Annotated in this window: 12 protein-coding genes, 2 pseudogenes and 1 riboswitch; of the genes and pseudogenes, 8 read left to right on the forward strand and 6 right to left on the reverse strand. The window is 69.0% G+C overall.

Translation table 11 applies throughout. From position 1 onward, the window contains the following. Nucleotides 1–3: 3 nt before the first annotated feature. The 3 genes and pseudogenes from B9D87_RS19910 (at nucleotide 4) to B9D87_RS19920 (ending at nucleotide 5,404) form a co-directional block, all read left to right on the forward strand. Complete coding sequence (locus B9D87_RS19910) at nucleotides 4–1,716, forward strand: thiamine pyrophosphate-binding protein (protein ID WP_007769456.1); 1,713 nt, start codon at nucleotides 4–6, stop codon at nucleotides 1,714–1,716. Nucleotides 1,717–1,744: 28 nt separating this feature from the next. Continuing rightward, nucleotides 1,745–3,171: pseudogene (locus B9D87_RS19915) on the forward strand (aldehyde dehydrogenase family protein). Between the two features lie 238 nt (nucleotides 3,172–3,409). After that, the gene (locus B9D87_RS19920; RefSeq protein WP_007769450.1) at nucleotides 3,410–5,404 is read left to right on the forward strand and encodes an acyltransferase family protein; all 1,995 of its coding nucleotides are present in this window, start codon (nucleotides 3,410–3,412) and stop codon (nucleotides 5,402–5,404) included. Between the two features lie 2 nt (nucleotides 5,405–5,406). Here B9D87_RS19920 and B9D87_RS19925 read toward each other — a convergent pair whose 3' ends face one another. Beyond that, nucleotides 5,407–6,066, reverse strand: coding sequence for an O-methyltransferase (locus B9D87_RS19925; protein WP_007769447.1), 660 nt, complete (start codon nucleotides 6,064–6,066; stop codon nucleotides 5,407–5,409). Nucleotides 6,067–6,178: 112 nt separating this feature from the next. Beyond that, nucleotides 6,179–6,361, forward strand: a riboswitch (M-box (ykoK) riboswitch). Between the two features lie 238 nt (nucleotides 6,362–6,599). Between B9D87_RS19925 and B9D87_RS19930 the strand changes: the two genes are divergently transcribed. Together B9D87_RS19930 and B9D87_RS19935 are read left to right on the forward strand one after the other, a co-directional pair. Further along, entirely contained in the window at nucleotides 6,600–6,815 is a 216-nt protein-coding gene (locus tag B9D87_RS19930; protein WP_007769445.1) for a hypothetical protein, read from the forward strand. 114 nt (nucleotides 6,816–6,929) lie between these two features. After that, nucleotides 6,930–8,729, forward strand: a complete 1,800-nt coding sequence (locus tag B9D87_RS19935) for an NRAMP family divalent metal transporter (protein ID WP_007769443.1) — start codon at nucleotides 6,930–6,932, stop codon at nucleotides 8,727–8,729. On the opposite strand, the gene B9D87_RS19940 is transcribed toward B9D87_RS19935, so the two are convergent. Further along, entirely contained in the window at nucleotides 8,721–9,665 is a 945-nt protein-coding gene (locus tag B9D87_RS19940; protein ID WP_007769441.1) for an NADP-dependent oxidoreductase, read from the reverse strand. The genes B9D87_RS19935 and B9D87_RS19940 overlap by 9 nt on opposite strands. Nucleotides 9,666–9,846: 181 nt before the next feature. On the opposite strand from B9D87_RS19940, the gene B9D87_RS19945 reads away from it, so the two are divergent. After that, the gene (locus B9D87_RS19945) at nucleotides 9,847–10,458 is read left to right on the forward strand and encodes a hypothetical protein (protein ID WP_007769438.1); all 612 of its coding nucleotides are present in this window, start codon (nucleotides 9,847–9,849) and stop codon (nucleotides 10,456–10,458) included. Between the two features lie 11 nt (nucleotides 10,459–10,469). Here B9D87_RS19945 and car read toward each other — a convergent pair whose 3' ends face one another. Further along, complete coding sequence (car, locus tag B9D87_RS19950; RefSeq protein ID WP_007769435.1) at nucleotides 10,470–14,051, reverse strand: carboxylic acid reductase; 3,582 nt, start codon at nucleotides 14,049–14,051, stop codon at nucleotides 10,470–10,472. 143 nt (nucleotides 14,052–14,194) lie between these two features. Further along, nucleotides 14,195–14,950, reverse strand: coding sequence for a L,D-transpeptidase (locus B9D87_RS19955; protein WP_007769431.1), 756 nt, complete (start codon nucleotides 14,948–14,950; stop codon nucleotides 14,195–14,197). Nucleotides 14,951–15,358: 408 nt separating this feature from the next. Here B9D87_RS19955 and B9D87_RS19960 point away from each other — a divergent pair, with 408 nt between their 5' ends. Beyond that, nucleotides 15,359–16,291, forward strand: a complete 933-nt coding sequence (locus B9D87_RS19960; protein ID WP_007769429.1) for a LysR family transcriptional regulator — start codon at nucleotides 15,359–15,361, stop codon at nucleotides 16,289–16,291. Here B9D87_RS19960 and oxc read toward each other — a convergent pair. Next, a pseudogene (gene oxc / locus B9D87_RS19965) lies at nucleotides 16,275–18,067 on the reverse strand (oxalyl-CoA decarboxylase). The gene B9D87_RS19960 and the pseudogene oxc sit on opposite strands and share 17 nt — an antisense overlap. A 200-nt stretch (nucleotides 18,068–18,267) precedes the next feature. Between oxc and B9D87_RS19970 the strand changes: the two are divergent. Beyond that, nucleotides 18,268–19,881: a FadD7 family fatty acid--CoA ligase gene (locus B9D87_RS19970; RefSeq protein ID WP_007769425.1), complete on the forward strand. Its 1,614-nt coding sequence runs from the start codon at nucleotides 18,268–18,270 to the stop codon at nucleotides 19,879–19,881. A gap of 69 nt (nucleotides 19,882–19,950) precedes the next feature. Here B9D87_RS19970 and B9D87_RS19975 read toward each other — a convergent pair whose 3' ends face one another. Continuing rightward, nucleotides 19,951–22,119 carry an elongation factor G-like protein EF-G2 gene (locus B9D87_RS19975; RefSeq protein WP_007769423.1) on the reverse strand — a complete coding sequence of 723 codons (2,169 nt, stop codon included), beginning with the start codon at nucleotides 22,117–22,119 and terminating at the stop codon, nucleotides 19,951–19,953. Nucleotides 22,120–22,146 lie beyond the last annotated feature (27 nt).

Consider the following 22,146-nt stretch of genomic DNA (forward strand, 5'->3'; position numbering starts at 1 on the left):
ATAATGGCCGTGCCGGTTTACAAACGCATCCTCGACCTGTTCGAGGCCGAGGGAGTGAACACGATCTTCGGTATCCCCGACCCGAATTTCGTGCACATGTTCGCCGAGGCCGACGCCCGCGGATGGTCGGTGGTCGCGCCGCACCACGAGCTGAGCGCGGGATTCATGGCGGAGGCTGCCTCGCGGATGACGGGCAAGCCCGGCCTGTGCATCGGCACGCTCGGCCCCGGCATGGCCAACATCGCCGGAGCGATCCAGTGCGCCCTGGTGGAGAACTCACCGGTGATCTTCCTGGGCGGCCAGCGCGCCCGCATCACCGAGCGCCGGGTCCGGCGCGGGCGCATCCAATTCGTGCGCCAGGAGCCCCTTTTCGCGTCGTCCGTCAAGTACAGCGCGTCCATCGAGTACGCCGACCAGACCGACGAGATCGTCCACGAGGCGATCCGCCGGGCCATGTCCGGCACCCCCGGCCCGGCCTACATCGAGTACCCGTCGCACGTCATCCTCGAGGAGCTCGACGTTGCCGATCCGCTGCCGCCGCATCGGTACCGCCTGGTCAACCAGGGAGCGGGCGCGCCCGAGATCGCCAAGGCCGCGAGCCTGATTCGGGAAGCGAAGAGCCCGATTCTGTTGGTGGGCCACGGCGTGCACACGTCGCGCACCGGTCCTGCGGTCAAGGAGCTCGCCGACCTGATGGCCTGCCCGGTCATCCAGACCTCCGGCGGTACCTCGTACATCCCGGGACTGCAGGATCGGACCTTTCCCTACCTGTTCTCCCCGGCCGCCAACGAGGCGGTCGAGCAATCCGACCTGTGCGTCGCGCTGGGAACCGAACTCGGCGAGCCCATGCACTACGGCCGGACCCAGCATTGGGCAGACAACGATGCGAATCGCAAATGGGTGTACGTGGAGCAAGACCCGGCCGCCATCGGCGTCAACCGCCAGTTCGACGTGCCACTCGTCGGCGACCTGCGTGGCGTCGTGCCGCAGCTCGTCGAGGCGCTCCGGGACACGCCGCGCGTCGCGTCGCCCAACCTGGAGAGGTTGGTCAAGGCCGACGCCGAGGAGCTCGCGCAGCTCGCCGAAAGCGCACCGGCGGGACGTTCGCCGATTCATCCGGCCCGCTACGTCGTCGAGGCCACCAAGGCGTTCAACGACCTCGAGGACGCCATCCTGGTGCGCGACGGCGGGGCGACGGTCATCTTCCAGTGGACGTACTCGCAGTCCAAGCCACGCGACGTGATCTGGAACCAGAACTTCGGGCACCTCGGTACGGGGCTGCCCTATGCGATCGGCGCCTCGGTCGCCGAGGGCGGTAAGCGCCCGGTCATGCTCCTGACCAGCGACTCGGCGTTCCTGTTCCACATCGCCGAGCTGGAAACCGCTGCGCGGCAGAATCTTCCGTTGGTGTGCGTGGTGGGCGTGGACCACCAGTGGGGGCTGGAGGTGGGTGTCTACAAGCGCACCTTCGCCCAGCCGTCACCGCAGCCCGGCGTGCACTGGAGCAAGGACGTGCGGATGGACAAGATCGCGGAGGGCTTCGGCTGCCACGGCGAGTACGTCGAGAAGGAAGACGAGATCGGGCCTGCCATCGCCCGCGCCTATGCCAGTGGCAAAGTCGGTGTGGTGCACGTGTGCATCGACCCGAAGGCCAATTCCGAGGAGATGCCCAAGTACGACCGATTCCGCACTTGGTACGCAGAAGGAACCCAATAAGCGCCGCGACTACGGAAGAGTGCAAGCTATGCGCGAATACCTGAAGTTCTACATCGACGGACAGTGGGTCGACCCGGTGCGGCCCAACCCCTTCGACGTCGAGAACCCGGCGACCGAACAGGTTTCCGGGAGGATCTCGCTGGGATCGGCGGCCGACGTCGACGTGGCGGTGCAGGCCGCCAGGCGGGCCTTCGCCGGCTGGTCGCAGAGCACCCGCGAGCAGCGCCTGGACCTGTTGCAGGCCATCCTCGCCGAATACCAGAAGCGCGCGGACGATCTCGCCGCGGCGGTCACCGAGGAGATCGGCGCGCCGCCCTCGCTGGCCGCGGGGCCGCAGGTGTTTCTCGGCATCGGTCACCTCACCACCGCGATCGACGCGCTGAAGAACTTCGCATTCGAAGAACACAAGGGGGCGACGCTGATCGCCAAGGAACCGATCGGTGTCTGCGGGCTGATCACGCCCTGGAACTGGCCGATCAACCAGGTCGCGGTCAAGGTCTATCCGGCGCTGGCGACCGGCTGCACCGTCATCCTGAAACCCTCTGAGGTGGCGCCGTATTCGCCCTACATCTTCGCCGAGATCCTCGATGCGGCGGGGGTGCCGAACGGGGTGTTCAACCTCGTCAACGGCGACGGCTCGGGCGTCGGCATCGCGCTGGCGAGCCATCCCGACGTCGACATGGTGTCCTTCACCGGCTCGACCCGCGCCGGGGTCGAGGTGGCGAAGCTTGCCGCCCCTACCGTGAAACGGGTGACCCAGGAGCTCGGCGGCAAGAGCCCCAACATCGTCCTGGACGACAGCGGCTTCGCCGAGGGCGTCAGCGCCGGGGTGGCCAACATGATGCCGAACTCCGGGCAGAGCTGTAACGCGCCGTCGCGCATGCTGGTCCCGAATTCCCGGATGGACGAGGCCATCGCCGTCGCGCGCGAGGTCGCCGAGAACGTCGCGGTGGGCAGCGGCGACGCGACGGCGATCGGGCCGGTGGCGTCCCGGGCGCAGTTCGAGAAGGTGCAGCGCCTGATCCAGCAGGGCATCGACGAGGGCGCGACCGTGGTCGCCGGGGCCCGGGCCGGCCGGCCGGGCTGGACAAGGGTTACTACGTCAAGCCGACCGTCTTCGCGCACGTCACCAACGACATGACGATCGCCCGCGAGGAGATCTTCGGGCCGGTGCTGTGCATCCTCGGCTACGACGACCTCGACCACGCCGTCGAGATCGCCAACGACACCCAATACGGCCTCGCCGGGTTCGTTTCGGGCGCCGACCTCGACACGGCGCGCGACGTCGCGCGCAAGATCCGCGCGGGGTGGGTGACCATCAATCACGCATTCGACATGAACGCGCCGTTCGGTGGGTACAAGCGCAGCGGCAACGGTCGCGAATGGAGCGAATTCGGCTTTCAGGAGTACCTGGAAGTCAAGAGCACCCTGGGCTACGCGCCGGACAAGGCCTGAAGCGCCGACCCGAAATCCGAACGCGGCACGGCGAAAAACGCCTCGCGTGTCCTCCACCTGATCCCGCGTGCCCGCCTCTAGGCTGGCTTGCTGAACTCAACAGGAGGGGCAGCGACGTATCGGCATCAACCATGGCGCCGGGCGAGATGGTAGTTACGGCGCGCTGACGGAAAGCACCGAGCCGGGCGGGTCTCGTCCCGCACCGGCTCGTGGTACTCGGCCCCGATGGGTCGCCCCGGTGCGCCGCGTCGGTCGGCTGGCGATCTGGGACCGGCCGGAGCGGGCCAGCGGAATCCCGGCGCTCGACGGATTGCGCGCGATCGCCGTTGCGCTGGTGCTCATCGGGCACGGCGGCATCCCCGGCGTCAGCGGCGGATTCATCGGCGTCGACGTCTTTTTCGTCCTCAGTGGATTCCTGATCACCTCGCTGCTGCTGGACGAGCTGGGACGGACGGGCCGTATCGAGCTGACCGGCTTCTGGATCCGGCGCGCCCGGCGACTCCTGCCCGCGCTGGTGCTGATGGTCCTCACCGTGGCGGCGGCCCGCCAGCTGCTGCCCGACCGGTCGCTGACCGGGCTGCGCGACGACGCCATCGCGGCCTTCGTGTGGATGGCGAACTGGCGGTTCGTCGCCCAGAAAACCGACTACTTCACCCAGGGCGCACCGCCCTCGCCGCTGCAGCACACCTGGTCGCTCGGGGTGGAGGAGCAGTACTACTTCATCTGGCCGGTGCTGCTCATCGCGGTCACCCTGCTGCTCGCCGCCCGCGCCAGGCGCCGCTCGACCCGGGCCACCGTCGGCGGTGTGCGGTTCGCCACGTTCCTGATCGCCACGGTCGGCGCGCTGGCCTCCGCGGCCCTGGCCATCGTCATGGCGTCGGACGGCACCCGCGACCGGATCTACTTCGGCACCGACACCCGCGCGCAGGCGTTGCTGGTCGGCGCCGCGTCGGCCGCGCTGCTGGTGCGGGACTGGCCGTCGATGAACCGCGGCTGGTGCATGATCCGCACCCGGTGGGGTCGCCGGGTCGCGCGCGTGCTGCCGCTGCTGGGGCTGGCGGGACTGGCGGCGGCGACGCACTACGCCAACGGCGCCAGCGGCGAATTCCGGCACGGCCTGCTGATCGGGGTCGCGATCGCGGCGGTGATCGTGATCGCACCCGTCGCCCTGGAGCAGCGCGGCCTCGTCGCCCGCGCGCTCGCGTTGCGCCCGCTGGTGTGGCTGGGAACCATCTCCTACGGCGTCTACCTGTGGCACTGGCCAATCTTCTTGGCGCTCAACGGCGAACACACCGGGTGGTCCGGGCTGCCGTTGTTCGCCGCCCGGTGCGGCGCCACGCTGGTGGCGGCCGGCGCGTCCTATTGGCTGCTCGAACAACCCGTCCGGCGCTGGCGGCCGGCACGGGTGCCGCTGCTGCCGCTGGCCGCCGCGACCGTGGCCAGCGCCGCCGCGGTGACGCTGCTGGTGATCCCGGTCGGCACCGGGCCGGCCCTGCGCGAGGCCGGCCTACCGCCCGGCGTCTCGGCGGTCGCGGCGGTCTCGCCGTCGCCGCCCGGTGCCGGCCGGCCGCGAGATGCCAACCGGCCGTTCACCGTTTCGGTGTTCGGCGATTCGATCGGCTGGACCTGGATGCACTACCTGCCGCCGACACCAGGATTCACGTTCCTCGACCACACCGTGATCGGATGCAGCCTGGTGCGCGGCACGCCGTACCGCTACATCGGCCAGACCCTCGAGCAGCGATCCGAATGCGACGGCTGGCCGATTCGCTGGTCGAGACAGGTCAGCCAGGATCAGCCGGACGTCGCGTTGCTCGTCATCGGCCGCTGGGAAACGGTCGACCGGGTCAACGAGGGCCAGTGGACCCACATCGGCGACCCGACCTTCGACGCGTACCTCAACGGCGAGCTCGAACGGGCGCTGACCATCGTCGGCGGCACCGGTGTCCACGTGGTGGTCGCGACCGTCCCCTACAGCCGGGGCGGTGAAAAGCCGGACGGCCGGCTCTATCCCGAGGACCAGCCGGATCGCGTCAACCTGTGGAACACCATGTTGCGCAAGACCGTCAGCCACCACCCGAACGTGGCGATCCTCGACCTGAACAAGAAGCTGTGCCCCGACGGCGTCTACACCGCCAAGGTCGACGGCATCAAGGTGCGCAGCGACGGCGTCCACCTCACCCCCGAAGGGGTGAAGTGGCTCACGCCGTGGCTGGAGGAATCGCTGAGGTAGCCCTAACCGCCTGTGCGGCAGCTGATCTCCATGCTGTCGCTGTCGCGAACCTGGAAGTTGAAGCTCACGTAGCCGTTCTCGGGGTTGCGCACCCGGTCCAGATAGGGCGCCATGTCGGCCGAGCTGGCGTTGTCGGCGATGACCAGCACGCCGGGTGACAGGCGCGGTTCCAGCAGCTCGAGCACGGGTAGGTACAGGTCCTTCCAGCCGTCGAGCAAGACGAAATCGACCGGCCCCGCCACGTCCGACAGCGTGGACAGCGCGTCGCCCTCCAGGATGGTGATGACGTCGTTCAGGCCGGTCTCGGCGAACGTCTGCTTGGCCGCGGCGATCTTCGTCTCGCTGAGTTCGGTGGTCACCACCCGGCCGGCGCCGTTGTCGCGTACCGCGGCGGCCAGGTGCACCGCGGAAATGCCGAACGACATGCCGAATTCGACGATGGTCGCCGGGCGGGTGGCGCGCACCAGTGAATACAGCAGCCGGCCTGCTTCCGGCGTCACCGGGATGTAGAACTCGCTCATCGCCTCGGCCCGCTCCTGCGCGGTCATCGGCCGATCGAACGTTCCGCGCCGCTCGCGCAGCAGTGACATCTGGTTTTTCGACTCGGCGTACATGCGCTCGAGCGTCGCGGCGACCCGGGGATCCTGCAGCGTTGTGGTCATGGCATCGAGCCTAGGCGGGCCGCCTGGCCGGGCGCTGGGAGTGCGGGGCGGGGCGTCAAGGATGCGTTAAGCGTTTGACGCGCCCGCAACCGCGGTGTCACTATGGACCCCGCAAGCACCTCGGTAGGTGAGGCGTCTGCATGGATACAGGCCACTGACCCCGAACGTCGAGAGACGCCCCGGGTCAGGACAGCTCTTCCCGGACCCAAGGGTTGAGCCCAAGTGGCTTCCGGAGACCATCGGTGGCGTCCGGATACGCCGTGCAGTGCCGAAGCTCCGACGAGAGGGGTGCGACCCGCGGCATGTGTCGCGGGTCATTCCTGCCTCTTTCGTTCAGGTGAATGTGGTGACACCCGCGTGTGTCTTGGCCGTGAGGAGGTGAGGGCGAGATGAGTCCCGGCGATAGTCCCTATCCGAAATCCGTCTTGTCCCGATCCGGTTCCGGCGTTTCTTTCACCGCCTGACCTCTCCTGTGCTGTGCGGCTGACAGGCCGTGCCGATGCCGATCGGGCCTCCGTCAGGAGAAGAAGCTCATGGCTTTTGTTATCACGCACCGTTTTTCCACCGCCTCCCGGCTGCGCGGCCGCTCGATGCTGCGCGCAGGCCGGTTGTTGGCCAACAGGTTTCACCTGCAGGCGAGCCTGACCCCGCAGGAGCGGGCCAACCTGTACGTGTCCAGGATGCCAATCGCGATGGTCACCGCGTCGCTGGGTGGCCACGCTTCGGGCTCGGACAGCAGCCACCGTTGATCCACGCCCTCGGCGACGGGCGGCACGGCGCCGCCCGTCGCCGGGGCGCGTTGAGTGCCGCGACAACCACCGCGTCACCGCGAGGTGAGAAGCGTTCGAGATAGCGAGGATTCGATGACTTCGATCGACACCGGCGGCGGCCGCCGCGACTCGAGGTTCGCCGCCGCGCCGCAAGACGCACGCCGCGAGGCGCAAAGCCCGACGGTGCTGGATTCCGCGCACGTCGGCGACATCGTCGGCGCGTTCGGGCGGATCCGGCGCGACGGGGACGGCGGCTACGGGGCGTTCATTGGACGTTGGCGCCGGCTGCGCACGCTGGCTGTCATCACCGGTCCCGGGTTGATCGTCATGGTGGGCGACAACGACGCCGGTGGCGTCGCGACCTACGCGCAGGCCGGCCAGAACTACGGCATGGGCCTGTTGTGGACGCTGGCACTGCTGATTCCGGTGCTGTACGTCAACCAGGAGATGGTGCTGCGGCTCGGTGCGGTGGCCCGGGTTGGCCACGCGCGCTTGATCTTCGAGCGGTTCGGCAAATTCTGGGGTGCGTTCAGCGTCGGTGATCTGCTGGTCCTGAACGCCTTGACGATCGTGACCGAATTCATCGGCGTCTCACTGGCGCTCGGGTTCCTGGGTTGCCCGAGGATCGTCGCCGTCCCCGCCGCGGCCGTGCTGCTGTTCGCGGTGGTGGCGGGCGGGTCGTTCCGCCGCTGGGAGCGGCTGATGTTCCTGCTGATCGCGGTGAACGTGCTGATTTTCCCGATGGTGTGGCTGGTCCACCCGGCCCCGAAAGCGGCGATGGCGGGCCTGATCCCGCAGTTCCCGGGTGGGCTCAACTCGACGGTGCTGCTGCTGGTGGTCGCGATCGTGGGCACCACGGTCGCGCCGTGGCAGCTGTTCTTCCAGCAGTCCAATGTGGTGGACAAGCGCATCACCGCCCGCTGGATCCCTTACGGCCGAGCGGATTTGGCGATCGGGATCGTCGTGGTCATGGTCGGCGCGACCGCGTTGATGGCCGTGGCGGCGTTCGGGTTGACCGGCACGGCCGATGCGGGTCACTTCACCGACGCGGGCGCGGTCGCCTCGGGACTGGCGAAGCACTCGGGCGGCGCGCTCGGCGTGCTGTTCGCGATCATCCTGCTGGACGCGTCGCTGATCGGCGCCAACGCCGTAGGCCTGGCGACCACCTATGCGGTCGGCGATGCGATGGGCAAGCGGCACTCGTTGCATTGGAAGATCAGCGAGGCCCCGCTGTTCTACGGTGGCTACGCGATACTGCTCGGGGTTTCGGCGGCGGTCTCCTTCAGCCCCGACCACATCCTGGGCCTGGTGACGCAGGGCGTCCAGGCGCTCGCCGGCGTTCTGCTTCCCTCGGCCACCGTCTTTCTGGTGCTGCTGTGCAACGACCGGGCGGTCCTGGGACCGTGGGTGAACACCGTGCGGCAGAACATCATTGCGTGGACCATCGTGTGGTGTCTGGTGCTGCTGTCGCTGGCGTTGACGGCCGCGACATTCTTCCCGGACCTGTCCACCGCCACGCTCGAGGAGGGCCTTGCCGGCGGAGCGGTGCTCGGCGTCGTCGTCGGCGCGGTGCTGATCATCGCCGGCCGGCGGCGCCGCAACCTGACCGATGCCGAAGCCATCGTGCGGACGCTCGGCGGCGGCCTGGATCCGGAGGAGGTCGACGAACTCGACGAGGCCTCGTCGCTGACGCGTGCCGAGCGGCGGGCGGTACGTCTCCAGGACCGGGCCGGCTGGCAGACCCCCAACCTCGCGTTGCTCGATCGGCCGGCGATGTCGCCGATGCGCAGGGCGGGGCTGTTCACCCTGCGGGGCTACCTGGTGGTGGCCGTCGCCTTCGTCATCATCAAGATCGTGCAGGCCGGCGTGGTCGGGCCGGCCGCCTCATTGTGAGTTAGTGGGCAGCAGAACGATTTTCCCGTGGGTGTGCCGCTGCTCGAGCTCGGCATACGCGTCGGCCACCCGGTCCAGCGGGTACGTCGCGGCGATGTCGAACTCGACGGCGCCGGAAACGATCAGGTCGGCCATCTCGGCGAGCACCTCGGGCGTCGAGGCCTCCATGCTGCCCTCGGTCTTGGCGCCCACTTCGCCCGCCTTCTGGAACGAGATGATGGTGTCGATCCGCTCGGGCGCCACGCCGAGATCGACGGCGAGCTGGACGTAGTCCGGGCCGAACAGGTCGATGAATGCGTCGATGCCATCGGGCGCCGCCTCGCGCAGCCGCCCGGCCAGCCCGTCACCGTAGGCGATCGGAATGACGCCGTGCGCGCGCAGCCAGTCGGCGTTGCCCGGCCCGGCGATGCCGAGCACCCGCGCCTCGCGCAGCACCAGCAGCTGCACGACCAGGCTGCCCACCCCACCCGCGGCGGCCGACACGGCGACCGTCTCACCCGGTTGCGGCGCGACGGCACGGACGGCCGCGTAGGCGGTCGCCCCGACGACGTACAGCGAACCCGCTGCCTCCCAACCGAGTTGGGCCGGTTTGCGGATCAACTGGTTCACCGGAACCGCGGTGTGGGTGGCGTGGCTGGACCGGCGCAGGCTGAAGCCGAGGACTTCGTCGCCGACGGAGAACTCGGTGACCCCGGGTCCCACGGCGGTGACGACGCCGGCCAGGTCGCTGCCCTGCCCGGAGGGGAAGGTGGCCGGGAACATCTCGTGCATCGCCCCGACGCGGATGCCGGCCTCGCCCGGGTTTATCCCGGCGGCCCGCACCTCGACGACCACCTCACCGGGCCCGGCGGCGGGCATCTCGATGTCGGCGACGTACAACACCTCGCGTCCCCCGTAACGGTCGAACCGTACTGCGCGCGCCGCTGCAGCCGTCATGCCGATCTCCTTCCGCGCGAGGATGCCCGTACCCACGCCAGCATAGGCACGCGAAGTGCTACCCGCCGGGCGCCCAGTGGGCATATCTTCGTAGCAAAGCCTGTTTCACAACAGCATTTCACCGGCGGCGTCGGGAGCCGCGGTGAAAGCCGGATACCGATGACACGTGGAAGGAACATGCGTGGAAGTTGATCGGATCGGCATCGCCGGCTGGGCCGTCGCCATCGTGGTGGCCGGCGCCGCGAGCACAGCCTGTGGCAGCGAGAACAAGGCCGGGCCCCCGGCCGCGTCGAGCACCGCCGCCTCGACCAGTTCGGGCGTGGTCACCGGACCACCCTCGGCACAACCCTCGGATTACGGCTTCTTGCTGATCAAGTCGAACGACGTGGGCGGCGGTCTGACCGCCCCGCAGTCGCCCATGATCAACCCCAACAACGCGCCCGGGGTCGCCCAGCTGTTCGCCAACGCCGACAGCAGCCGGCGGCTGTGGGACACCATCACGGTCGCCGCGGATCCGCCGGCGGCGGCAGCCGAATTGGCTTCCACCCAAGGCGGTTACAACGGCAAGGTGACCGGGAGTTGGCAGCCGCTCGCCGTCGGCGCCAATGGGGTGACCATCTCGGGCACGTCGCCGGACAACTCCCAGGCGATGACGGTGCTGGCCTTCACCGAGGGCAGGGCGCTGGTCACCCTGGAGTTCGACAGCGCGCCGACCGACCCGATCGATCCGGCCCTGGCCCTCGACGTCGCTCGCAAGCAGGACGCCGCGGTCAAGGCCGGGCTGCCGGGCTAGCCCGGTGGCTGTCACACCAACCCCAGCAGGCGCAGATCAGCGACGTACTTGTCGATCAGGGCGGCCGACAGATGCGGGATGTCTTCGGCCGCACCGATTTTAGCCTCCCGCACGGCGCTGCGGAACACGTCGGTGGGGGCTGGGGCGCCGCGCAGCGGCGTCTCCGGTTTCCGGTAGGCATCCAGCAACGGCAGCACCGAATGCTGGCGCTGCTTGTCGGGCAAGGCACGAAGGGCGGTCGTGAACCGGCTCAACCACTCGTCGTAGTCGTCGATGCGCCGGATGTCGTGCCCGCCCGCGATCAGCCAGTCGACGAACACATCGAGCGAGATGCCATCGTCGTGCGGGTTCATCACGTCGAAGGACCGATAGGCACCGGAATCCTGGGCGGCCGTGGCGATCTGCTCGCCCAGCGTGGTCACCGCTTCGGCCACGAAGTCGGCGGGCAGCCCGTCGTAATGGGCGATCGCCCGGTTTCCCCGCGGGTCGGTCTGGTAGAAGGAGCCCGGTGCGATTCCGGTGGTGAGCAAGCTGAAGATCAAGCGGGTGAACGCATCTGGAACGTTCAGCTGTCCGGCGTACCGGCTGTGCGCCAGGATCATGTCGGACCGGAAGACCGCGACCGGCAGGCCGCACAGGTCGTGTGCCTCGCGCAGCAGCACTTCGCCGGCCCACTTGCTGTTCGCGTAGCCGTTCGCATAGCCGCCATCGACCGGCCGCAGCGCGCTGACGGTGCGGATGTCGCCGTCCTCGGCGAACGCGGCCGGATCGACCGACAGGGCCACCGCGACGGTCGACATGTACGTGACGGGTTTGATCCGTGTCGTGATCGCCAGGCGGATCAACTCGGCGGTGCCCACCACGTTAGGGCCGAACAGCTGGTCGTAGGGCAACACGTGGTTGACGAGCGCGGCCGGATGCACGATCAGATCCACGCTTTGCGCGAGGCGCTCCCAGGTGCCTTGCTGGAGGCCGAGATTCGGCTCACCGATATCGCCGACGATGACCTCGAGGTGGTCGGCGGCCAGGGTGCGGAATCGCTCAAGCAACTGCGGATCACCGCTGTCGAACACGGATTCCAGTCGTTTGGCGGCCGCGGCGGCATCCGCGGCACGGATGATGGAGATGAGCTTTCCGCCGGTCTCGGCGAGCCGTTCGAGCCACTCCAGGATCAGGAAGCGGCCGAGGTAGCCGTTGGCGCCGGTGAGCAGGACGGTGTGCGGCGTGCCGGTCGCGCGTGGCAGCGCCGGGGCCTCGGCCAAAGTGGTGGCGTCGATGAACTTGTCCAGGGTGAGGTCCGCGGCGCGGACCTGCGTCGCGCCCCGGCCGTGCACGGTGGCGAAGGTCGGCCGCCGAGACCCCGATGCGCGTTCGGATTCAACGTATTCCGCGAGCTGGCCCAGGTCGGTTGCCGGGCCGGTGATCATACCCACGGGCACCTCGACGTCGAAGATGTCGCGCAGCAGGTTGGAGAAGGTCAGCGCCGAGAGAGAGTCGCCGCCAAGCTCGATGAACAGCGCGTCGGGCGCGGGTGGCCCGCCGGCCAAGCCGAGCAGCGCCTCGGCGGCGCGCGTGAGGGTGAAGATCACCGGGTGGTCGGCCGCCCCTTCACGCAGGGCGCGCAATTCGGTGACCCGACTTTCGGCCAGGTCCGCGTACAGCTGTTCAAGCCGCGCGCCGTAATGCTCTTTGAGCTTGGGCCGCAGCAACTTTCCCACGCCGGAGAGCAGGCCGTTGTCCTCGCTGAACGGCTCCGTCTCGACCACGAAGTCGACGGGCACCTCGTAGGACTGCAGTTCGGCGAGTTTGGCCGCCTGGCGCAGGGATTCGCCCAGGGCGGACTTCAGGCCGCCGGGGTCGCCGGCGTACTTCTGTGCGGCGTCGTCGGTCGGGACGACAACGGCCAGCAGGTAGGGCCGTTCACTGTTGCCGTAGACGAAGATCTGGCGCACCAGGGCCGCGCTGGAGAAGACCGCCTCCAGGCGTGCCACGGCGACGAACTCGCCCTGGGCCAACTTCAGCACGTTGTTGCGGCGGTCGACGTAGGCAAGCCGGCTGGGCTCCAGCTCCGCCATCACGTCACCGGTGCGGTAGTAGCCCTCGGGATCGAACGCGTTGGCGGTGACATCGGGCCGCTTGAAGTAACCCGGCGTGGCCGTCAGCGACTTCACCAGCAATTCGCCTCGCGGATAAGGCTTGTCGGTGAGGAAGTAGCCCAACTCGGGAACGTCGATGAGCTTGTAGTCCAGCACCGGCGGTTGGGTGATCAGGCCGTCCTTGGTTACCATGCCGACTTCGGTCAGGCCGTAGCCGTCGAGAACGTGGACGCTCAAACATGTTTCGATGAAGCTGCGCATCTCGGCCGCCAGCGGCGCCGTGCCGCAGAAGGCGGTCACGATGCGTCCACCGAGGACCTGCTCGCGCAGCTCGGCCTGCGCCCGCGCCTGCGCCGTGGCGGTGTCGGTGCCCGCAACCTCGAATCGATCGACCGCACTCTGGTAGCGCTGGTACAGCATCTCGGCCACCCGTGGCACCAGTCCCATTTCGGTGGGGCGCACCAGGTTCCAGTCGTCGAACAAGGTGGACAGATCGCTTTCCGGGACGAAGTAACTGGTGCCGCCCGCCTGGAACGCCGTCGACAGCGGTATCCGGCCGCCCAGATGATTCAGGGGCATGAAATTCACGTTGATCACCGGTGTGTCGGCGAAGTCGGGCATCAGTTCGGTGGTCCACAGCCGGCACAGCATCCGCTCGGTGTACATGGCGCCCTTGGGCAATCCGGTGCTGCCGGACGTGTACATGATCATGGCCAGCCGCTCGTCGGTGTCGCCGGTGAACATCGGCTCCGGCGGCAGGGTCCGCCCGCGCTCGATCACGTCGCCGAGGGTCTCGACGGTGACCGCGATGCCGGCGCCCGCCAGCTTCGACCGCGCCCGATCGACAGCCTCGCGTTGCTCATCAACCTCGGGCCGGTAGTCGAAGACCACGACACGCCGCAACGACGAGCTACCCAGCGCCGCTTCGACGGCCAGGTCGAGGTAACCGACGCCGGCGGCCAACGTGGACGGCTCGACCTCCTCCACGATCGGCCTCAGCCGCGAGGCCGTCGCGTTGTGCTGCAGCGGCACGGCCACCAGGCCCAGGTAGGCGCAGACCAGATCGATGGTGAGGTATTCGGCGCTGGCGAAACCCACGGTGGCGACGACGTCGCCGGGCGCAACGGGATTGGTGGCGTCGTGTCGCCATGCGCCGGCGATGGCGCGGACGTTGGCCCACAGTTCGCGGTAGGTCATGGTGTCGAACCGGGGCAGCAGTTGTGCGCTCGTTCGGCCGGTGGCGGCATCGGTGGTCAGCGAGCGTGCCCGCCAGCCCAGCGCGGGGCGATCGGCGTAGCCCTCGGCGAAGATTTCCAGGATCTGTGGCAGCCGAAGGCCGGGTTCGCGCGCCGCGAGCTGCAGGGCGGAATCGGGTTTGGTGGTACGGAACTCCTCGTCGCGGGCGTCCAAGTCGCGGATGCGGTCGGCTACCTGTTGGCGCGCCGCGCTGATCGGGCCTGTGGAGCTAACTTTCGCGCGCTTCGCGTCATCGGTCATGGCCCGCCTCTCGTTCAGATCAGTCGTCTACCTGAACGAACCCCCGCGGGCCACACTTCCGTTCAATGCTTGTGACGGTCGTCACACCGCGGCGTAGACGCGCTCCGAGTCGCGCGGAAGCGCCGCGGACGCGTCGTTGGCGCTCAGGCCACGACCTGGATGGGGTCGCCGACGTTCACCTCGTTGAAGTACCAGGCGGCGTTGTCGGGGCTGAGGTTGATGCAGCCATGGCTGACGTTGGCGTTGCCCTGGGAATCGACCGACCACGGGGCGGAGTGCACGTAGACGCCGCTCCAGGTGACGCGAACGGCGTACGAGGCGGTGATCTTGTACCCCTCGGGGGAGCTGAGCGGGATGCCGATGGTCCGCGAGTCCATCACCACGGTGCGCTGCTTTTCCAGCGCGGTGAAGCTGCCGATCGGGGTGGGCCGGCTGGGCTTGCCCATCGACGCGGGCATGGTGCGCAGCACCTCTCCGTCCCTGCTCACGGTGAAGGTGTGCTTGGAGATGCTGGCCACGCCGAGGAGCGCATCGCCGGTGTCAAAGCCCGTCGTCAGGGCCTGCACGCCGACCGACACGTGGGTGTGGGCCGGCCAGTACTGGTTCGGCACCCACTGCACGACGTTGTCCTGGACCCACTGGAAATGCCCGGGCGTGCCGCTGGGCGACGTCACGTGGATTGACCGTTCGGCCGCGGCCCGGTCGACCACCGGGGCGGTGAACGTCACCACCACCGGGTGGGCCACACCCACCACGTCGCCGGCGGCGGGCAAAATCGAGGCGACTTCGGGTCCCGGGTGCGGCAGCGGCACGGCGGCGCTGCTTCGGCCGACCGGTGCCACCAGGCCCACGGCCGTGATCGCGACCATAACAAATAGATAACGAACACCTCGACGCATAGCGTCCACCCTTCGAGATGGTGCGACCAACACACCGATATTCTACTGGTTACCCACTAATCACCGGTTTCAGCAAACAATGGCAGCTCGGCCCGGTCGCCACGGTCACGATTCGATCACCGATTGAGTTCAACCGCGTCGAAGGGCGGTCGCACGGGTAGCGCGGTGCGGCATCGCCATCCGCCACCTTCGCCCCGAGCCCGCGCCCGCAGTTGCGATGAAAGCGGCACCGAGGCTTCGGATTTCGCGGGACTTCGTGGCCGCAACCCATCGCCCGGCCCGATGGGCCGACTCATCGGAATAGCCGCAACAGTCCGGGCGCAAACGTCGGCTTGGCCCGCCCGCCGGCGACGCGTTAGCCTCAGCGGGATCGGCGCGCCGAGGCCGAGCCCGACCCGAGGAGTGCGGGTGCTCTTTCGTCAACTGGAGTATTTCGTCGCCGTCGCCTCCGAGCGGCACTTCGCCCGGGCCGCCGAAAAGTGCTTTGTCTCCCAGCCTGCGCTGTCGGCCGCGATCGCCAAGCTGGAGCGAGAACTCAACGTCACGCTGATCAACCGCGGGCACAGCTTCGAGGGCCTCACACCGGAAGGCGAGCGGTTGGTGGTGTGGGCCAGGCGGATTCTGGCCGAGCACGACGCGTTCAAGTCCGAAGTGGACGCCGTGCGCTCGGGCATCACCGGAACCCTGCGGTTGGGCACGGTTCCCACCGCGTCCACCACCGCGTCACTGGTGCTCTCGGCGTTCTGTTCGGCGCACCCGTTGGTCAAGGTGCACATCCTGTCCCGGCTCGCGGCCACCGAACTGTACCGGCGCCTGCGTGAGTTCGAGATCGACGCCGCCATCGTGCATGCGTCGCCCGACGAGGCCCACGACGTGAATTTGGTTCCGCTATACCAGGAGCGCTACGTGCTGTTGGCGCCCGCGGACATGGTGGGATCCGGTGCGGCGACGATGGCCTGGGCCGAGGCCGCGCAACTCCCGCTGGCGTTGCTCACCCCCGACATGCGCGATCGCCAGATCATCGACAAAGCGTTCGCCGACCATTCGATCACGGTCAGCCCGCAGGTCGAAACAGATTCCGTCGCATCGTTATTCGCACAGGCATCGGCGGGTAACTGGGCGTCCATCGTGCCGCACACGTGGCTGTGGACGTCGCCGCTGGGTCCGGACATCCGGGCGGTGGAGATGGTCGATCCGGTGCTCAAAGCCGATGTCGCCCTGGCCACCAACTCGAGCGGACCGGGATCGCCGATCGCCCGCGCGCTGGCCACGTCGGCCGGCCAGCTTTCGCTGAACGAATTTTTCGACGCCCAGCTCTTGGGCCTCACCCGCCGGCGCTGACCGCCGCCGGCGGCCGGGTGGCCGCGCTGGCCGGGTTCAGGTTGGACAGGTGCCCGCTTTCCACGCCCGCCGCCGGGTCGAGTTCGCAGTCGATCAGTGACGGCGCCCCGGAGCCGAGCGCCTCCGTCAGCGCCGCGCGCAGCTCCGAGGGGGTCGTGACGTGATATCCCTTGCCGCCGAACGCCTCCGCGAGCAGCTCGTGGCGCGCCCGGGCGCTCAGCACGGTCGGGGCCGGATCGGATCCCGCGGCAGCCCTGCCGGCCGTGGTCTCGTCGCCGCGGTAGACGCCGCCGTTGTTGAGGATGACGACGGTCACCGGCAGCCGGTAGCGGCAGATGGTCTCGATCTCCATGCCGCTGAACCCGAATGCGCTGTCACCCTCGATCGCGATCACCGGCTTGCCGGTCTCGACGGCGGCGCCGATGGCATAGCCCATGCCGATGCCCATCACGCCCCAGGTTCCGGTGTCCAGCCGGTGCCGCGGCAGCTCCATGTCGATGACGTTGCGGGCCAGATCGAGCGCGTTGGCCCCTTCGTTGACGACGTACACGTCGCGGTTGTCCTGCAGCACAGAGCGAATCGCGCCGAGGGCGTTGTAGAACCGCATCGGGTGCGGATCTTCGGCCAGGCGCTCGCGCATCTTGGCGTCGTTTCGCGCGGCGCGCTCGGCCAGCTCGGCGACCCACTCCGGCGGAGCTGTGATCGGGTGCGCGACCACACCGTCGCGCAGAGCGGACATCACCGAGCCGACGTCGCCGGCCAGCGGCGCATCGATCCGCTGGTTGCTGTCGAACTCGGAGGCGGCGATGTCCACCTGGACGAACTTGGCGTCCCGGTCCCATTGCGGTGACTCTCCGTGGCCCAGAAGCCAATTCAGCCGGGCACCGACCAGCAGAACCGCGTCGGCGCGCGAGATCGCCAGCGAGCGGGCCGCGGCCGCCGACTGTGGGTGTGAATCCGGCAGCAGGCCCTTGGCCATCGACATCGGCAGGAACGGAATCCCGGTCGCCTCGACGAACTGCCGAATCACGTTGTCGGCCTGGGCATACGCCGCGCCCTTGCCGAGCACGATCAACGGCCGGCGCGCTTGGGCTAGCACCCCCAGCGCGCGGTCGATCGCATCCGGCGCGGGAAGCTGCCGCGGTGCCGGATCGACCACCCGCCAGACCGTGCCCGCCGCGGCGGCGGCGTCCATCGCCTGGCCCAGGATCTCACCGGGGATGTCCAAATAGACCCCGCCGGGCCGGCCGGAGACGGCGGTGCGAACCGCGCGCGCGACCCCGCGCCCGATGTCCTCGATCCGGCCGATCCGATAGGCCGCCTTGGCGAACGGCTTTGCGGCACCGAGCTGATCGATGTCCTGGTAATCGCCGCGCTGCAGGTCCACCAGCGCCCGATTGCTGGAGCCGGAAATCTGGATCATCGGAAAGCAATTCGTCGTGGCGTTCGCCAGCGCCGGTAGGGCATTGAGGAAGCCGGGCCCGGACGTGGTGAGGCAGACGCCGGGCGGCGGGTGAGGAATCCGGCCGCGGCCGCGGCGTTGCCGGCCGAGGCCTCCTGCCGAAAACCGATGTAGCGGATGCCCGACGCCTGAGCGACGCGCGCGAGGTCGGTGATCGGGATGCCGACGATGCCGTAGATCGTCTCCACGTCGTTGGCCTTCAGCGCGTCCACCACGAGGTGAAAGCCGTCGATCAGGCCCGTCGGGTTCGGGGATGCCGAAGCGGTGGACATGTGGCGACTCCTCGGGATGCTGTGCCGTACTGCCTTGGCCATCACTGTGACCCCCGCGGCCCCCGGGTGTCCAAGACGAGGGCACTATCCGGCGATTGATGCCGTCTATCGTTGCAGGTCAGTGCGACAGTACCGCGAATCGATAGGCGCCGGTTGTCGATCGTGAGCGAACCGATATTGGACGCACCGGAAGGCCACCCGGCAGGGTGACATCGGTAAGCAAGACAGGAAGGAGTGCGGCCATGACCACTGACACGATCGCCACCGGCGAGGGGTCCACGGAATCCGCGAGCCCCGGCATCGCCGATCTGGTCGGGGCGGCCACACGTAGGGCGCCGGACGCACCGGCCCTGGTCGTCACCGCCGAGCGCATACCGGTCAGCTACCGCGACGTGATCCGGTTGGTCGACGATCTGGCCGCCCAGCTCAAGGCCGCCGGCCTGCTGCCCGGCGACCGGGTCGCGCTGCGCGCCGGCAGTAACGCCGAATTCGTCATCGGGCTGCTGGCCGGATCGCGTGCGAATCTCGTTGTGGTGCCCCTGGATCCGGCCCTACCCGTCGCCGATCAACGCGCCCGCAGCGCGGCGGTGGGCGCCCGGGCGGTGCTCGTCGACCAGGCCGCCGGCGCCGAGAACGACACGGCGGACGGCTTGCCGTGGTGGCCGATCGCGGTGACCGTCGGGTCCGACGGCGGCGCCCCGGCGGTGAGCCTGGCTGTCACCGCCGCACCCGCGGGCGACGTGCCCGCGCCGGAGGGGCTGCGCGACGACGACGCCATGATCATGTTCACCGGCGGCACCACCGGGGTGCCCAAGATGGTGCCCTGGACGCGCCACAACGTCGCCCGCTCGGTGTCGGCCATCATCGCCGGTTACGGGCTGGGCCCGCGGGACGCGACGGTGGCGGTGATGCCGCTGTACCACGGGCACGGCCTGCTCGCCGCGCTGCTGGGGACCCTGGTGTCCGGGGGAGCGGTGTTGTTGCCCGCGCGCGGAAGGTTCTCGGCGCACACGTTCTGGGACGACATCGAGGCCGTCGGGGCCACCTGGTACACCGCCGTCCCGACGATCCATCAGATCTTGCTGGAGCGCGCGCGAACGGAGCAGCCGGGTGGGACGCACGCCCTGCGGTTCATCCGCAGCTGCAGCGCGCCGCTGACCGCCGAGACCGCGCAGGCGCTGCACGAGACGTTCTCGGCGCCGGTGGTGTGCGCGTTCGGGATGACCGAGTCGACCCACCAGGTGGCGACGACGGCCATCGACGGCGCCGGCAGCAGCGAAAACCCCGGCGCCACACCCGGTCTCGTCGGCCGATCGACCGGACCGCAGATCCGGATCGTGGGGCCCGACGGCCAGACGCTGCCGGCGGAGACCGTCGGCGAGGTGTGGCTGCAGGGGCCGACCGTGGTGCGCGGCTACCTCGGCGACCCGTCCATCACCGCCGCCAATTTCACCCGGGGGTGGCTGCATACCGGCGACCTGGGCACCCTGTCGCCCGCCGGCGACCTCGTGATCCGCGGCCGCATCAAGGAACTGATCAACCGGGGCGGGGAGAAGATTTCGCCGGAGCGCGTCGAGGGCGTCCTGGCCACCCACCCCGACGTCCTCGAGGTGGGCGTCTTCGGCAAGCCGGACGCGCTGTACGGCGAGACCGTCGCCGCCGTCATCGTCGCCCGCGGCTCGGCCGCGCCGACGGCCGACGAACTGACGGCGTTCTGCCGCGACCGCCTGGCGCCCTTCGAGGTGCCGGCCGAGTTCCAGCAGGCCGACGAGTTGCCGCATACCGCCAAGGGCTCGCTGGACCGCCGCGCGGTGGCCGAGCGGTTCGGCCGCAGCGGGTCGCCGCCATCGGGCTAGCGGCGATCGCAAACGCGGCGAAGCCGGGCGCAGCGGGTCGCCGCCATCGGGCAAGGCCTGAACGGGGCGCTAGACGGCGGCGGTCAGCCGGGCGGCCGCGGATTCCGGCATGGGTTCGTAGCGGGCGAAGCAACGGGTGAACGAGGCGGCGCCGTGGGCCAGCGACCGCAGGTCGATCGCGTAGCGGGTCAACTCCACCTGCGGCACCTCGGCCCTGACCACGGTGCGCTCGTTGCCCGCGGTGTCGGAGCCGAGCACCCGGCCGCGCCGGCTGGACAGATCACCCATCACCGCTCCGACGAAATCGTCGGGCACTAGCACCGAGATCTCATCGATGGGCTCGAGCAGCGCCACCTTGGTCGCGGCGGCGGCCTCGCGCAGCGCCAGCGAGCCCGCCATCTGGAACGCGAAGTCCGACGAGTCGACGCTGTGCGCCTTGCCGTCGAGCAGGGTGACGCGGATGTCGACCACCGGATAGCCCGCGTGCACGCCCTTCTCCATCTGCGCCCGCACGCCCTTCTCCACGCTCGGGATGAATTGCCGCGGCACCGCGCCGCCGACCACCTTGTCGACGAATTCGAACCCCGACCCTTCCGGTAGCGGCTCCACCTCGATGTCGCACACCGCGTACTGGCCGTGCCCGCCGGACTGCTTGACGTGGCGGCCGTGGCCTTTGGCCTTGCCGGCGAACGTTTCTCGCAGCGGGACCCGCAGTTCCACGGTGTCGACGGTCACGCCGTAGCGGTTGGCCAGCGCGTCGAGCACGACACCCGCGTGCGACTCGCCCATGCACCACAGCACGATCTGGTGGGTTTCGGGGTTCTGTTCGATCCGCAGGGTCGGGTCCTCGGCGGCCAACCGTCCCAGTCCCACCGACAACTTGTCCTCGTCGGTCTTGGCGTGCGCCGCGATCGCGACCGGCAACAGGGGCTCGGGCATGGTCCAGGGCTTCAGCACCAACGGCTCCGACTTGTCCGAGAGTGTGTCACCGGTTTCGGCGCGGCTCAGTTTGCCGATCGCGCAGATGTCACCCGCCACCGCGGCCGTCGCCGGGCGCTGCTGCTTGCCCAGCGGGAAGGACAGCACCCCGATGCGCTCGTCCTCGTCGTGGTCGGGATGCGCATGGCCCCTGGAGTCCGAGCCGTTGGGCGTGCCGAAGAACGACGCAAAATGGCCCGACACATGAACCGTCGCGTCGGGCCTGATGGTGCCGGAGAACACCCGGACGAGGCTGACCCTGCCCACGTACGGGTCCGACGTCGTCTTCACCACCTCCGCGAGCAGCGGCGCGTCGGCGGCACACTTCAGGCTGGCGTGCGGCGCGCCGACCTGCGTGAAGACGTCGGGCAGCGGGTGTTCCCGCGGTGACGGGAAGCCGCGCGTGGCGACCTCCAGCAATTCCAGGGTGCCGACGCCGCTGCTGCTGCAGACCGGGATCACCGGAAAGAACGACCCCCTGGCGACGGCGCGCTCCAGGTCTTCGATGAGCACGGATTCGTCGATGGCCTCGCCCCCGAGATAGCGCTCCATCAGTGACTCGTCCTCGGACTCCTCGATGATTCCCTCGATCAGGGCGCCGCGTGCCTCCTCGATCTGCTCGGCGTCGGAGGGATTGGGTGGCTGCACGGTGCGATTGCCGTCGGCGTACTCGTAGCGGGTCTGCGACAGCAGTCCGATGAGGCCGTGACAGGACGGCAGGTCGGTGGGCAGATAGAGGGGTAACACCTTGTCGCCGAACGCATTCTGCGCGGCGGCCAGCGCCTCGGCGTAGTTCGCCCGCGCATGGTCGAGCTTGGTGATCACCACGGCGCGGGGCATGCCGACCTGGTTGCATTCCTGCCACAGCGATTTGGTGGGCTCGTCGACGCCTTCGTTGGCCGCGATGACGAACAGCGCGCAATCCGCGGCGCGCAGCCCGGCGCGCAACTCTCCGACGAAGTCGGCGTATCCGGGGGTGTCGACCAGGTTCACCTTGATGCCGTCGTGCGACAGGGACGCCACGGCGACGCCCACGGAACGTTGTTGGCGGATCTCGGCATCGTCGTAGTCGCAGACCGTGCTGCCGTCGGCGACCGAGCCGCTTCGGTTCAGCACTCCGGCGGCGACCAGCAGGGCATCCACGAGCGTCGTCTTGCCGCCGCCCGACGGACCTACCAGCACGACGTTGCGAATGTCGTCCGGACCGTTGGCGGTAGGAGCGTTAGCCGCTCCTTGGGAACTAGTTGTCCTGTCGGCCATGACTTTCCTCCAGGTTGCCCAGGGCGC

Source organism: Mycobacterium colombiense CECT 3035 (genome assembly GCF_002105755.1).
GTDB lineage: Bacteria > Actinomycetota > Actinomycetes > Mycobacteriales > Mycobacteriaceae > Mycobacterium > Mycobacterium colombiense.

Bases quoted from the DNA above. Each gene is read 5' to 3' on its own strand.
- B9D87_RS19940 (WP_007769441.1), bottom strand. From the start codon at position 9,665: ATGACGGCTGCAGCGGCGCGCGCAGTACGGTTCGACCGTTACGGGGGA.
- B9D87_RS19975 (WP_007769423.1), bottom strand. From the start codon at position 22,119: ATGGCCGACAGGACAACTAGTTCCCAAGGAGCGGCTAACGCTCCTACC.
- B9D87_RS19925 (WP_007769447.1), bottom strand. From the start codon at position 6,066: ATGACCACAACGCTGCAGGATCCCCGGGTCGCCGCGACGCTCGAGCGC.
- B9D87_RS19935 (WP_007769443.1), top strand. From the start codon at position 6,930: ATGACTTCGATCGACACCGGCGGCGGCCGCCGCGACTCGAGGTTCGCC.
- B9D87_RS19930 (WP_007769445.1), top strand. From the start codon at position 6,600: ATGGCTTTTGTTATCACGCACCGTTTTTCCACCGCCTCCCGGCTGCGC.
- car (WP_007769435.1), bottom strand. From the start codon at position 14,051: ATGACCGATGACGCGAAGCGCGCGAAAGTTAGCTCCACAGGCCCGATC.
- B9D87_RS19955 (WP_007769431.1), bottom strand. From the start codon at position 14,950: ATGCGTCGAGGTGTTCGTTATCTATTTGTTATGGTCGCGATCACGGCC.
- B9D87_RS19910 (WP_007769456.1), top strand. From the start codon at position 4: ATGGCCGTGCCGGTTTACAAACGCATCCTCGACCTGTTCGAGGCCGAG.
- B9D87_RS19970 (WP_007769425.1), top strand. From the start codon at position 18,268: ATGACCACTGACACGATCGCCACCGGCGAGGGGTCCACGGAATCCGCG.